Genomic DNA, 13,409 nt, shown 5'->3' with positions numbered 1-13,409 from the left:
CGCGGTCGCGGCCGGGTCAGCCGAGGTCGAACGCGCCCCCGTGCACACCGGTCACGAAGGAGGTCCAGGACTCGGAGGTGAGCGCGAGCGTGGGGCCTTCGGTGACCTTGGAGTCACGGACGTCGACGGTGTGCGCGATCGGGGACTTGACCTCGATGCACGCACCGTTGCCCGTGGAGTAGGAGGACTTGACCCACGTGTGCGTAGAGCCCTGCTGGATTGCCATGTTCGCTCCGGTTGTGCCAGTTGCCAGTTGGTTGTGTGGCTGACCGGTCGGTGGCCGTGGCCCCGACGGTCGCCGCCCCCAGGAACCGCGCCCCCGGGTCGGGGACGTGCTCCGTGATGGCGCGCTCGACGCTACTCGCCAACTCCACTGAGCGAACTCGCTATTCACTCGACAGGATGGGATTGGGCATTCAGGTCTTCCGCGGCTCACTGGCCTAGGTGTATTATTCGGCAATTTTTTCGAGAGCGGTCAATTTCCCGCTTCTACACCTGCGTTGCCCGCAGGGGATCGCGCTCCGCCCGAAGGGGCGACCCGTTCCGCACCTGCCCCGAACCCGTACCCGGGATCAAGGAACCGGTGACTGAGCGTACCCCCATACGATCGTTTCCGCGATCGCCGGGGGTACGTGAAGGCATCGATGAGGACCGGAAAAGTCCGCTCAGCGTGCGTAGTCCTTCGCAATGTCGGAGATGAACTGCCGCGACTGCTCGACGTTCAACGCCTGTGCCCGCAAATGCTCGTACATCACGCTGTAGCGCTGCACGTCGTTCGCCTTCTCCAGATAGAGGTCACTGGTGACCCCCTCGATGTAGACCACGCTGGAATCCGACGCGTCGGGAAACTCCAGAATGGCGTACTGACCGTTCAGCCCCGGATGCGCACCCATGTCGAACGGGATCACCTGGACCGTGACGTGCGGCAGCCGCGACTGCTCCACCAGGTACTCCAACTGCTCCCGCATCAGGTCCTTGCCGCCGACCATCCGGCGCAGGGTCGCCTCGTCCAGCACGGTCCACAGCCGCAACGGGTTCTGCGGGGCCGAGATCCGCTCCTGGCGCCGCAGCCGGACCTGCACCCGCTTGTCGATGTCGTTCGGCGCGGTCTCCGGCAGCGCGCCCGAGATCAGCGCCTGTGCGTAGGGCCGGGTCTGGAGCAGGCCCGGCACCACCTGCGGGTCGTACACGCGCAGCGAGGCGGCGTCCGTCTCCAGACCGATGTACACGCTGTACGGGATGTCGCCGAAGGAGTGCCACCAGCCTTGCTGGCGCGAGTCCTTCGCCATCTGCATCAGCGACTCGACGATGCGGACGTCCTCGACCTCGTACACCCCGCACAGGTCGCGCACGTCCCGCTGGCTGATGCTGCGGCGGCCGTTCTCCAGGCGGCTGATCTTCGACTGGGAGACGAGGAGGCGCTCGGCCACCTCTTCGGCGGTCATGCCCTTCAACTCCCTCAGGCGGCGTAGCTCCTGGCCGAGGCGGCGGCGTCTGACAGTGGGGTTGACATGGGACGCCATGGGTCTTACCTCCGGCTCCGGGCCTGCGACCACTGGCTGCTGTCGCCGGCGACTATCCGTATCTGCTGTTCAGCAGACTGCCACTCGGTGGGGTGTCGGCGCTGGCGAACTCCATGTTCTTGGGCATCCCTTGGCGCGGGGTGCGCGGGGTGCGCTTGTTTCCCGTACGGTGCGCCGAGGGTTTCGCGCAGTTCCCCGCGCCCCTGACCTGTGCGTCCCGGCCCGGGTGCGCTGTCCTGCGTGGTGCGCTGTGGGTTTCGCGCAGTTCCCCGCGCCCCTTGGGGGGCTGCCTGGTCGGGGTGCGGTGTCGCGTGCGGGTGCGCCGTGGTTGCCCGCGCAGTTCCCCGCGCCCCTGACGGGGCCCGAGGGGCGACTCGCTGTCCTGCTGCTCTCCGGGGCGCCCCGATAGGTGCGCGGAGCAGCGCACTCGGGCCGGGACGCACGGGATCAGGGGCGCGGGGAACTGCGCGAAACCCTCAGCGCACCGCGCGGAACCACGCACCCGAACCGGGACGCACGGAGATCAGGGGCGCGGGGAACTGCGCGAAAACCACAGCGCACCGCGCGGAACGGTGGACGTGGAGCGGGACGTACCCGCAGAAGCGCACGGCGCACAGGGGGGGCAGACCGCCAGCGCACCGCGCCGACGACCCACCCAACCCCAAGCGGAGCGCTTCAGTGGGCGACGGCCCGAGCCATCGCCCCGTGCCGAGCCTGCACGGGCAACCCCGGCTCGGCCCGACCACCGGGCCGACCCCCGGCCCCGGGCGCACCCGCACCCGCACCTGCACCCGGAGCAGCCGGCCGCCGAGGCCCCGCACCCGCTCCGTTCTGGACGTCCATGACGGCGTGCGCCACCATCCCGCCCATCGGATCGTGCCGGATCAGGTCCCGCAGCCGGGACCGCGAGGAACGTCCTTCGTTCCCGGGATACAAGTGCTTGCCGAGTCCGACCGCATGGGCCAGCGCGGCGAGCGCCGCGGTCCGGGGGTCCGGCGGAACGCCGGTCCGGATCGCACTGTCCAGTCGGGCCCTGATTTCCCGACTGATCGCCGTGTCCGTCGCCTGGTAGCGAGTCGTCGGCAGTACTCCGCACATCTGCCCGGCCACGGCATGCACCATGCCGCACCGTTCGAGGTGCGAGAGATACGTCTGGCGCAGCCCCAGTCGGGGCCCGCCTATCCAGTGGACGGCCCGTACCGGAGCCCCGCGCCTGCGGAGTAGTTCCAGTGCGGAGTCCAAGGTCGGATCTCCGGTCGGCCGTGGCACGACCACGGCGATACGATCCCCGTCTGGGGCTATTCGTCCGGCCAGCGCCAGCTCGACTAGCTGCGCTCCGGCCAGCCCGAGGTCAAGCGACTGCGGCTGCGCTGTGGTACCCGTGGTCGGGTCCAGAGCGAGCAACAGCAGCTCCTCCGGAAGTGTTCTGCGGCTCCTGCCCATCCATGCCTCCCCGCGTGGATGAATGACAGGGTGACCCCTCTCACATTGGTCTGTCGAGAGTGCGTGGCCGGTTTGTTGTGGAACCGATAGGTATGTCGTTCTCGTCTACCCGGGGGGCGGGTTCGGTACCCAGCAGACTGGGGCGGCCACGTACGTCCCGAATTCGGGATCGAGGCGCGTCGTGCGTTCCAATGGCGAGCAGGCGCGGCCGGTTGTTGGCTGAGTGGTTGAAGCACGGCGTAGGAGGCACGGTGGCGGGCGAGTCCCCCGGCAGGTCGGAGCAGCAGAGTGCGTCGGGGGACCCGGTGGACTCCCAGACACCCAGGACGGCAGCGGGGGCAGGATCGGTTCCGGCGCCCGCGAACGGGCGGTCGTCCGGGGGCGGTGATCCGCGCCGCGCGGTGTCCCCGCCGGCCGGGGACGGGGTGAGCGGCCCCACCGGTGACGGCGCGGACCGGGCCACCGCGGTGTTCCGGACCTCCCTCGCACTGTCGGACCGCGAGGACGACGCGCCCGATGCCCCCGCCGAGGCGCGTAGCGGCCCCTCAGGCGCCGCGGAGGGTTCCGCTTCCCCCGTGGACGGCGACACCGCCGCCGAGGCCGCTGAGGGCCGTACGGAGGGCTCGACGGGATCTGGTGGGGAGCCGCAGGGGGACGAGGGCCCCGAGGGCGCTCCGGCGGACGACGCTTCGGACACGACGCCGCCCCGCGACCCGGGTTCCGCTTCGCCCCCCGAAGCCGACGAATCCGCCGAAGCCGAAACCGAAGCCGAAGCCGGCGGCGGTGACGCCGGGGAGACGGATCACCCGGACGACTCGGACGCCGAGAGCACCACGGCCGCCGCGGACGAACCGAGCGCCTCCACCACCGAAAGCAGTACCGAAGACAGCACCGACACCGACACCGATGCCGACGACGGTGACAGCGACGGATCGGGCGTCGACCAGGCCACGGGCATCTTCCGCATGCCCGCGCCCCGCGTTGACCAGCCCACCACCACGCTGAAGCTCGGTGACGTCACGGAGCCGACGGACGACAAGGCCCCGAAGGGCGACGAGCCGTCAGACCCGGACGCCGCCCCGGTCGAGCGGGACCAGGAGCGGACCAGCAAGTTCGTCGCCCTCAAACCCCTGGACGAGCCGGCTGCCCCCCGGCGCCCCGCGGCCAAGCCGTCCTGGGCGACCGCCACCGCCACCGCCGCCGAACCCGACAGCGCCGCAGACCCGAGCACCACCACCGGGACGGGCACGGGCACCAGCACCGGAGCGGGCGCCCGGCCCGCCCCGGACGGCAGCGCCGGCGCAACCTCGGCCATGCCCGCCCCCTCACCGGAGTTCACCACCCAGCAGCCGCTTCCCCCGAAGCCCCCGCTGGACCTCCTCGCCGAGCTGACCAACACCCCGCCGCCCCGGCAGACCCCGCTGCGGACGGCCGCGCGACGGGTGAAGATCTGGACCCCGCTGGTCCTGCTCCTGGTGGTCGTCTTCGCGGTCGCACAGATGATCAGGCCGCTCCCGGAACCCTCGTTGACGCTCACCGCGAAGCAGACGTTCACCTTCGAGGGCGAGGAGGTGTCGCTGCCGTGGCCCGAGGAGGGGCACGGCTGGATGGACGTGAACGGCGTCGGCACGATGGCCAAGTTCGGCGAGCAGAAGCCCGTTCCGATCGGTTCGGTCGCCAAGGCGATGACCGCGTACGTGATCCTCAAGGAGCACCCGCTCAAGCCCGGCGCCGCCGGACCGAAGATCCCCGTGGACGCCAAGGCGGAGCAGGAGGGGGGCCTCGACTCGGTCGGCGAGTCGACGCTGAACACCCTCAAGGAGGGCGACCGGATCACGCTGGAGGACGCGATCTCCGCGATCATGATCCCGTCCGCCAACAACATCGCCCGTCTGCTGGCCCGCTGGGACTCCTCGGAGAAGGAGTTCGTCGCGAAGATGAACCAGGCCGCCAAGGACCTGGGCATGGAGAAGACCACCTACACCGACCCGTCGGGGCTGAACGAGACCACCGTCAGCACCGCCGAGGACCAGGTGAAGCTGGGCAACGAGCTGGTGCGGATGAAGGCCCTCACGGACATCACCAAGCTGCCCGTGTGGACCGACCAGACCGGCAAGGAGTGGCAGAACTACAACCGCCTCGTCCCCTACGACGGCGCGCTCGGCATCAAGACCGGCACCACCACGAAGGCCGGCGGCAACCTGCTCTTCGCCGGCACCAAGGAGGTCGGCGGCGAGACGGCGATCGTCGTCGGCGCGATCCTCGGCCAGCACAAGCCGCCGATCATCGACACCGTCAACGCGGTCAGCAAGACCGCGATGATCGCGGCGCAGGGCGAGGTCAGGGCCAGCACCATCCTGAAGAAGGGCGCGGTCGTCGGGTACGTCGACGACGGGCTCGGCACCCGTACCCCGGTCGTGGTGACCAAGGACGTGTCGGCCGTCGGCTTCGCCGGGCACACCGTGAAGGTGGAACTGAGCGCCGGTGAGGACCTCACGCACGAGGCGGCGGCCGGGGCCCGGGTCGGCACCCTGAAGGTCGGCGACGGTTCCAGCGGCGCCGTCGAGGTGCCCATCGCCCTCCAGAGCGCCACCAGCGAGCCCGGCTTCGGAGCGAAGATCACCCGCCTGGGATGATCCGTCCCGCGCCCGGCCGCCGGGCCGCCCTCGCGTGCGACACCCCGCCGTCCGCCCCTCCCCGGGGCGGGCGGCGGTGCCGTTTCCGGCCGGGGCACCGCAGTGATCCCCGGCCGCTCGGACCGTGTTAGCGTCGCGTTCATCGGGGCAGGACGCCTGGGTTCAGGGGCAGCGTCGCCCCGGATCACCCCGGACAGTGACGAACACGGGGAGAGCCGCACGTGGCCACGACGGAGCCGATCCGGTCCGACGACGCCGAACCGCACGGCACCGCCGGCCGGCGCGCCCGCGGGGACACCGTGGAGCGGCCGACGCCTGGCCCGGGCGGTCCCCCCGAACCGGCGCCCGAACCTGCGTCCCCCGGCCGGGGAGCCGCGTTCCTGAAGCACCCCGTCACCGTGGTGACGGCCCTCGCGGCGGTCCTGCACATCGCCTGGTTCTTCACGTTCGCGAACGGTGGCGGGGACATCGCGGCGCAGGACGCGTGGGCGGAGTTCGTCGGTCGGAACCCGGACTCCGCGTACAACCTCGCCTGGTACGGCGGGATGCACCCCGTCTCGTACAGCGTGGTGTCCCCGTACCTGATGTCCGTGCTCGGGGTGCGGACCACGATGATGATCGCCGGCACGGTGTCCGCGTCGCTGCTCACCCTGCTGCTGGTGCGCTCGCGGCCGGTGCGCAATCCGCTGTGGGCGTCGCTGGCCGGACTGTTCGCGCTGATGTGCAACACCGCCTCGGGCCGGGTCACCTTCGGCCTCGGCATCATGTTCGGGCTGGCGGCGGTCGCGACGGCGTTCTGCTGGCCGTACCGTTGGCGGCTGCGGCGGTGGCCCAAGGCGGCGGTCGCCGCGTTCTTCGCCGCGCTCGCCACGGCCGCCTCACCGGTGGCGGGACTGTACGTCGGGCTCGTCGCGGCGGCCCTGTTCCTCCAGAAGCGGCGGCCCGGCGCGTTCGCCCTGGGGCTCGCCCCGAGCGTCGTGGTGGCGCTGTCCGCGTGGCTGTTCCCGTTCTCCGGCACCATGCCGATGTCGTTCGGGTCGGCGAGCCTGCCGGTGCTGTACGGGGCGCTGGTGTTCTTCCTGGTCCCGAAGGACTGGACGACGGTCCGGATCACGGCCGCCGTCTACACCCTGGCGGTGCTGCTGAGCTGGTTGATCAGCTCCCAGGTCGGCTCCAACATCACCCGGCTGGGGCTGCTGTTCGCGGGCGTGGTGCTGCTGGCCGCGCTCCCGTACACCGTGCCGCGCAGCCGCAAGTGGTACGTGATCGTCTGCGTGTTCGCGGGCTTCCTCACCTGGGCCGGGGTGAAGGCCACGATCGACGTCGTCCACACCACGCCCAAGGCGTCCTGGGCCCGTGAGCTGGCGCCCCTGGTGAACCAGTTGCAGCGGGTCGACACCGAACGCGGCCGGGTCGAGGTCGTCCCGGTGCGCAGCCACCGCGAGGCGTCCGCGCTCGCCCCGTACGTCAACCTGGCCCGGGGCTGGAACCGGCAGGCCGACATGGAGCGCAACCCCCTCTTCTACGACGACACCCTGAACTCCGCGAACTACCACGAGTGGCTCCAGCGGTGGGCCGTGCACTACGTCGTGCTGCCCGACGACGAGCCGGACGGCGACGGGGGCCGCCGCGAACGCGAGCTCGTGCTCCGCGGCCAGCCGTACCTCAAGCAGGTCTGGGGGGACGCGCACTGGCAGCTGTTCGAGGTGCTCGACCCCACGCCGCTGGCCGGCCCCGGTGCCACGGTCACCGACATCGAGCAGGGCGGCATGACCATCGAGGTGCGCGCGCCGGGCCGGATACTCGTCCGGGTGCCCTACTCGCCGTGGCTGGGACTGATCGACGAGAAGGGCGAGAGCGTCGAACCGCCCGGGGAGACCGAGGAGTCCAAGGCCCGTCCGAAGGGCGTGCCGAAGTCCTTCGACAACGTGGCGGGCTGCGTGCGGGAGGCCGAGGAGGACGCCCACGGGGACCAGTGGACGGAACTCCTGGCCCCCCACTCGGGCACCTACCGGCTGGCCGCCCGCTACCAGATCCCCCGCGGCACGACCTGCCCCGACGAACTGGGCTGAGCCCCCCGGGCGACGGCGCAGCGGGGCGGGTCCGCGCCCCGGTCAGGGGGCGAGGCGCAGCGCCAGACCGTCCAGCACGCGGTCCAGGCCGTACTGGAACTTGCGGTCGCGGATGTCGGCGAGGGTCTGCGACGCGGGCCGCTCCGGCTGCTGGAGCCGCGGGTACGCGTCGGTGGCCTCGTCCATCGCGGGCTGGAGCCGGGCCGCCCAGGCGTCCTCGTCCTCGCCGCTGCGGGCGACCAGGGTGAGCCAGGCGGCCTCGCTGGTGCTCGTGCCCATCACGTAGGCGACGACGGTGCTGATCGCCATGTCCGCCTCCTCGACGGGGAACCCGGCGGTCTCGAACAGGGCGATCATCCGGTCGTTGACCCGCATGACGTTCGGCCCCATGTGGGAGAGCCCGACCTGGCTGAGGAAGGACGCGATCCAGGCGTGCCGCAGGATCATCGCGCGCACGCTGTCCGCGCAGCCCGCGGCGGCCTCGCGCCAGCCCGAGGGGTCCTGCGCCTCGGGGACGTGGATCTCGCCGTAGACCTCGTCGACGACCAGCTCGATCAGTTCCTCCCGGCTGGCGACGTGCCGGTACAGGGAGGTGGCGCCGGCGCCGAGCCGGGTGCCGAGCCGTCGCATGCTGAGCGCTTCGACGCCCTCCTCGTCGAGGAGGGCGATCGCCTCGCCGACGATGTGCTCCGGGCTGAGCACGGGCTGTTCCCGGCGCGGGCGGCGGCGCGTCCAGGCTGAGGTGACCGGCGGCTGCGCGGCCTGCGCGCGCCCGCCGGTCCCGCTGTCGTCCGAGGGCTGTGCTGCGGTTGCCATGGCCTGCTCCCGTTCCGCCCCGGGCACGCGCGGAGGGAGGGGTTCCGACCGGCTTCGAGGCTTCACCCTCACCGTAGCGCACACCGTGCGCAAGTGCGTACACCGAACCTCGCGGCGCGATCGCGCCCTGCTGCGAACGGTGTGCGCACTTGCGCACACCGCTCCCGATGCGTACGTTGTTCTCAACGAAGGAACGGTGTTCGCACATCGGGAACGGTGTGCGCATCCGATCGGTCGAACCCGGCCGAGCCCCTCCCGCCCCGGCCCGGCCGGGCCGCTTCGCATCGAGAGGTGTCGCATGGAAACGCCCACCCGGACGTCGACGTCGTCGACGGGCGGCCCCGCCGCCCGCAACCCCCGCCGCTGGCTGATCCTGATCGTGCTGTGCCTCAGCACGCTCGTCCTGGTCATCGACAACATGGTGCTCACCGTGGCGGTGCCCTCGCTCACCGAGGACCTCGGCGCCACCGCCCAGGACACCCAGTGGATCCTCGACTCCTACATCCTGGTCTTCGCCGGCCTGCTGCTGACCTCGGGCAGCCTCTCCGACCGCTTCGGCCGCCGCCGGATCATGATCATCGGCCTGGCGCTCTTCGGACTCTCGTCGCTGGCGGCGACCTTCGCCACCGACCCGGGCCAACTCGTCGCGGCCCGCGCGGTCATGGGCGTCGGCGGCGCCCTGGTGCTGCCCAGCACCCTGTCGATCCTCATCACCGTCTTCGACGAGCGGGAGCGCCGCACCGCGATGTCCGCATGGAGCGCGGTCGCCATGGTCGGACTGATCGGCGGACCCGTCCTCGGCGGCGCCCTGATCGCCTGGTTCTGGTGGGGCGCGGTCTTCCTGATCAACGTGCCGATCGCGGTCATCGCCATCGTCGCCGCGTACGCCCTCATGCCCGAGTCCAAGGGGCCCTGGCAGAAGCCCGACCCGCTGGGCGCCGTGCTCTCCTCGGTCGGCATGGTCGCCATCGTCTGGACGATCATCGAACTGCCCAAGGGCGGACTCGGCCACACCAGCACCCTCGTCGCCCTGATCACCGCCGTCGTCGCCAGCGTCGGATTCGTGTGGTGGGAGGCGCGCACCGACTCCCCGATGGTCCCGCTCGGCCTGTTCCGCAACCGTGACTTCAGCGGCGGCAGCTTCTCCCTGACCCTCGTCCAGGTCGGCAACGGCGGACTGCTGCTGGTCCTCAGCCAGTACCTCCAATTCGTGCTGGGCTACACCCCGACCGAGGCCGGACTCGCGTTCATCCCGGTCGCCGTCGCCTCCCTGGTCTTCAACGGCATCGGCGCCGCCCTCGGCAGCCGCATCGGCAACCGCCGACTCGTCGTCACCGGCCTGCTCGTCTCCGCCAGCGGCTTCTTCGCCCTGTCGGCCGCCGCCCCCGGCGGCGAGTTCCCGGCCGTCGCCGCCGCGCTCGCCCTGCTGGGCTGCGGCTCCGGGCTGGCGATGCCCGCCGCGATCGCCGCACTGATGGGCGCCGTCCCCGAGGAGCAGGCCGGCGTCGGCTCCGCCCTCAACGACACCATCCAGCAGATGGGCGCCGCCCTCGGCGTCGCGATCCTCGGCAGCGTGGTCGCCAGCGGCTTCGCCGACCGGATGCCCGACACGGCCCCCGAAGCCGCGGAGGCCTCGATCGCCGACGCCCTCGCCGTCGCCGAGGGCACCGGGGACGCGGGACTCGCCGCCGCCGCCCGGGACGCCTTCACCGAGGCCATGTCCACCAGCTTCGTCATCGCCGCGGTCGGGGTCCTCGCCGCCGCCCTCCTGGCCCACCTGGTCATGCGCAACCACAAGACCCCCGAAACCCCCGCCGCCGAAACCCCCGCCGCGGCCCCCGAGCCCGCCCCCGTACTCGCCCACCACTGACCCACCCGTCACACCCCGCACCACCCGCCCACCAGTAGCCCGACACCCACCGAGGAGCACCCGATGACCGGTCAGCACCAGAACCCGACGCAGTCCCCGGCCCCGCAGCTGCCCGCCGAGCGCTACGCCACCGCGGAGTCCCTGCTCCGCCACCACCGCGCAGGACTGACGCCCGGTGCCAAGGTCCGCCCCCACTGGACCGGCGACGGCTCCCGCTTCTGGTACGCGGTCGGCACCTCGGCCACCGCCGCCGACGGCCGCCCGGGCCGGGCGTTCCTCGCCGTCGACACCCGCCGCGGCACCCGCACCCCCGCCTTCGACCACCACCGTCTCGCCGCCGCCCTCGCCGAGGCGACGGGCAACCCCGCCGACCCGGCCCGCCTCCCCTTCGACGCCATCGAACTCACCGGCGCCCCCGACGGGGCCGAAGCCCGCCACACCGCCGTCGAGTTCGACACTCCCGAGGGCCACTGGCGCTGCGACCTGGACACCTACGCCCTGGAGCGGATCGAGGACCACACCCCGGGCAGCTTCCTGGACATGGTGTCGCCCGACGGGAAGCTCTCGGTCCGCCTCAAGGACCACGACCTGTGGATACGCGACCGGAAGACCGGCGAGGAGCGCCCCCTCACCACCGACGGCACCCAGGACCACGAGTACGGGCTGAGCCCCTTCAGCCCCCTCGTCCTGCTCCGCCGGATCGGCCTGCCGCACCTGCCACCCGCGCTCGCCTGGTCCCCCGACTCCACCCGCGTCCTCACCCACCTCACCGACCAGCGCGAGGTCCGCACCACCCACCTCGTCGCCGCCGTCCCGGACTCCGGCGGCGCCCCGGAACTGCTGCCCCAGCAGTACGCGTACCCGGGAGACGAGCACCTGCCCACCGGCACCCTGATCGTGCTCGACGCGGCGACCGGCGACGCGGTGCGGGCCCGGACCGAGCCGCTGGAGATGCCGTTGATGTCCCCGATCACCACCCGCTGGGCCTGGTGGGCCGAGGACGGTTCGGCGGTGTACTTCCTGCGCCAGTCCCGGGACGTGCGCACCCTGAGCCTCGACCGGATGGACGCGGTCACCGGGGAGGTCCGCACCCTGGTCAGCGAGTCGGGGCCGACCCGGGTCGAACCGGCCCAGCAGCGCGCCCAGGCCCCCATGGTCCGGCTGCTCGCGAACGGCGCGCAGGCGCTGTGGTACTCGCAGTCCGACGGCTGGGGCCACCTCTACCGGTACGACACGGCCACCGGCGAGCGGCTGGCGCAGGTCACCCGCGGCGACTGGGCGGTCCAGGAGATCCTGCGGGTGGACGAGGAGGCCGGCACCGTGCACTTCGTGGCCTCGGGCCTGGTGGCCGACGACCCGTACCGGCGCACGGTGTGCCGCATCGGCCTGGACGGCACGGGCTTCCGCCGGCTCACCGACGACGGCCTCGACCACCAGGTCACCGTGACCCCGGCCGGCGACCGGTTCCTCGACTCGGCGTCCACGGTGGACACCCCGCCCGTCATCACCGTCCGGGACTGGGACGGCCGGGTGGTGGTGCACCTGGAGACCGCCGACGTCACCCGGCTGCGGGCCACCGGCTGGACGCCCCCCGAGCGGTTCCGGGCGAAGGCCGCCGACGGCGTCACCGACGTCTACGGCGTCCTCTACAAGCCGCACGACTTCGACCCGCGGCGCAGCTACCCGGTCATCGACCACCCGTACCCGGGCCCGCACGCCCACCGGGTCAGCCCGTCCTTCGACCCGGGCGTCCTCGGCCACGACGCGGAGGCGGTGGCGGCGCTCGGCTTCGTGGTGATCGCGGTCGACGGGCGGGGCACGCCCGGCCGGGACAAGGCGTTCCACGACGCCTCGTACGGCCGGCTGCACACCGGCGGACACCTGGACGACCACGTGGCGGCGATCCGTCAGCTGGGCGCCACCCGCCCCTGGATGGACCTCGACCGGGTCGGCGTCTTCGGCCTGTCGGGCGGCGGCTTCGCCACGGTGCGGGCCATGGCGGACCACCCCGAGTTCTACAAGGTGGGCGTCGCGGAGGCCGGCAACCACGAGAACCGGCAGTACTTCGCCTGGTGGTCGGAGACGTACGACGGGCCGGCCGCCGAGCAGGACTACGCCCGGTCGTCCAACGTGGAGGCCGCCGACCGCATCGAGGGCAAGCTGCTGCTCGTCCACGGCGGCATGGACGACAACGTCCACCCCCACCAGACGCTGCTCCTCGTCGACGCCCTGATCGACGCCGACAAGGACTTCGACCTGCTGATCGTCCCCCGCGCCGAGCACGTCTTCTTCGGCTACGAGCACTACGTGAGCCGGCGCCGCTGGGACTACTTCCTGCGGCACCTGCTGCACACGGAGCCGCCGAAGGGCTACCGCCTCGCCCGGCCCGAGATCGACGCGGAGCTGCTGACCGACATCTTCAGCTGACCCCGACGCCCGACGCCCGACATCCATGAAGCGGCCACCGCCCCCGAAGCGGTGGCCGCTGTGACGTATGCCCACCCCCGTGACGAATCACACCACCTGACTGAACCTCACCGATTCCGCCCTACGTATCCCCATAACGCCGGAGAAATGCAACAATCCTGAACATCCGAAAATACGCACGGAAGGATACGTAGAGTGACATCGAGCCGTCGCCTCGCCCAGGGACTCACCACGATCAGCGTCCTCCTCGCCGCCGCGGCCCTCTACGCCGGGTACCAGGGCCACTGGCTGCCCGCCGGGGCGCTTGCGTACGGCACGCTCTTCCTCTCCTGGACCGCCGGCCGAGAACGGACCAACCACCAACGGGCCCTGGCCGAAAGGGAACACGCGCTGCTCGCCGCCGCCGTGGACCCCCTCGACGCCCCGCCCCCGCTGGACCCCTGTTGTCCCCTGTGGCGTCACTCGGTCACCGTCCACGGCCCGCACTGCACCCGACGGATCACCCACCACGAAGCGACCGAAACCCACTCTCACGCAGCGTGACGGCATGTCACCCAAGGGCTGTCGAAGAGCTGTCGAAGGGGTGTCGAAGAGGCCCGCGACGGTTCCCGACCCCCGCACA

Annotated in this window: 9 protein-coding genes; 5 read left to right on the top strand and 4 right to left on the bottom strand. The window is 71.8% G+C overall.

Annotated features, from left to right (window positions below; translation table 11 throughout):
• Nucleotides 1-16: 16 nt before the first annotated feature.
• From ACFWIA_RS01305 to ACFWIA_RS01295, 3 genes are all read right to left on the bottom strand, one after another.
• Entirely contained in the window at nucleotides 17-226 is a 210-nt protein-coding gene (locus ACFWIA_RS01305; RefSeq protein WP_386999142.1) for a DUF397 domain-containing protein, read from the bottom strand.
• A gap of 439 nt (nucleotides 227-665) precedes the next feature.
• Entirely contained in the window at nucleotides 666-1,523 is an 858-nt protein-coding gene (locus ACFWIA_RS01300) for a helix-turn-helix domain-containing protein (RefSeq protein ID WP_386999140.1), read from the bottom strand.
• A 675-nt stretch (nucleotides 1,524-2,198) separates the two neighbouring features.
• Nucleotides 2,199-2,966 (bottom strand): GPP34 family phosphoprotein, encoded by a 768-nt coding sequence (locus ACFWIA_RS01295; RefSeq protein WP_386999138.1) that lies wholly within the window; start codon nucleotides 2,964-2,966, stop codon nucleotides 2,199-2,201.
• A gap of 425 nt (nucleotides 2,967-3,391) precedes the next feature.
• Here ACFWIA_RS01295 and ACFWIA_RS01290 point away from each other — a divergent pair, with 425 nt between their 5' ends.
• On the top strand, nucleotides 3,392-5,602 hold the full coding sequence (locus tag ACFWIA_RS01290; RefSeq protein ID WP_386999136.1) for a serine hydrolase: 2,211 nt from the start codon (nucleotides 3,392-3,394) through the stop codon (nucleotides 5,600-5,602).
• A 221-nt stretch (nucleotides 5,603-5,823) separates the two neighbouring features.
• Nucleotides 5,824-7,674 carry an MFS transporter gene (locus tag ACFWIA_RS01285; protein WP_386999134.1) on the top strand — a complete coding sequence of 617 codons (1,851 nt, stop codon included), beginning with the start codon at nucleotides 5,824-5,826 and terminating at the stop codon, nucleotides 7,672-7,674.
• A 42-nt stretch (nucleotides 7,675-7,716) separates the two neighbouring features.
• Here the strand turns inward: ACFWIA_RS01285 and ACFWIA_RS01280 are convergent, their stop codons facing one another.
• Nucleotides 7,717-8,490 carry a TetR/AcrR family transcriptional regulator gene (locus ACFWIA_RS01280; RefSeq protein WP_386999131.1) on the bottom strand — a complete coding sequence of 258 codons (774 nt, stop codon included), beginning with the start codon at nucleotides 8,488-8,490 and terminating at the stop codon, nucleotides 7,717-7,719.
• 298 nt (nucleotides 8,491-8,788) lie between these two features.
• Here ACFWIA_RS01280 and ACFWIA_RS01275 point away from each other — a divergent pair, with 298 nt between their 5' ends.
• The 3 genes from ACFWIA_RS01275 to ACFWIA_RS01265 all read left to right on the top strand — a co-directional run bounded on the left by ACFWIA_RS01275 (nucleotide 8,789) and on the right by ACFWIA_RS01265 (nucleotide 13,330).
• Complete coding sequence (locus ACFWIA_RS01275) at nucleotides 8,789-10,360, top strand: MFS transporter (protein ID WP_386999129.1); 1,572 nt, start codon at nucleotides 8,789-8,791, stop codon at nucleotides 10,358-10,360.
• A gap of 63 nt (nucleotides 10,361-10,423) precedes the next feature.
• Entirely contained in the window at nucleotides 10,424-12,787 is a 2,364-nt protein-coding gene (locus ACFWIA_RS01270) for a DPP IV N-terminal domain-containing protein (RefSeq protein WP_386999127.1), read from the top strand.
• 195 nt (nucleotides 12,788-12,982) lie between these two features.
• Nucleotides 12,983-13,330 carry a hypothetical protein gene (locus tag ACFWIA_RS01265; RefSeq protein WP_386999126.1) on the top strand — a complete coding sequence of 116 codons (348 nt, stop codon included), beginning with the start codon at nucleotides 12,983-12,985 and terminating at the stop codon, nucleotides 13,328-13,330.
• The last annotated feature ends 79 nt before the right edge of the window (nucleotides 13,331-13,409 follow it).

Source organism: Streptomyces sp. NPDC127068, from assembly GCF_042724695.1.
In the GTDB taxonomy this organism is placed as follows: domain Bacteria; phylum Actinomycetota; class Actinomycetes; order Streptomycetales; family Streptomycetaceae; genus Streptomyces.
Note: the sequence above shows the minus strand (reverse complement) of the source record. Positions and strands in the feature narration are given on the sequence as shown.

Coding starts and splice junctions, on each gene's coding strand:
- ACFWIA_RS01270 (WP_386999127.1), top strand. CDS start 10,424: ATGACCGGTCAGCACCAGAACCCGACGCAGTCCCCGGCCCCGCAGCTG.
- ACFWIA_RS01275 (WP_386999129.1), top strand. CDS start 8,789: ATGGAAACGCCCACCCGGACGTCGACGTCGTCGACGGGCGGCCCCGCC.
- ACFWIA_RS01295 (WP_386999138.1), bottom strand. CDS start 2,966: ATGGGCAGGAGCCGCAGAACACTTCCGGAGGAGCTGCTGTTGCTCGCT.
- ACFWIA_RS01280 (WP_386999131.1), bottom strand. CDS start 8,490: ATGGCAACCGCAGCACAGCCCTCGGACGACAGCGGGACCGGCGGGCGC.
- ACFWIA_RS01305 (WP_386999142.1), bottom strand. CDS start 226: ATGGCAATCCAGCAGGGCTCTACGCACACGTGGGTCAAGTCCTCCTAC.
- ACFWIA_RS01300 (WP_386999140.1), bottom strand. CDS start 1,523: ATGGCGTCCCATGTCAACCCCACTGTCAGACGCCGCCGCCTCGGCCAG.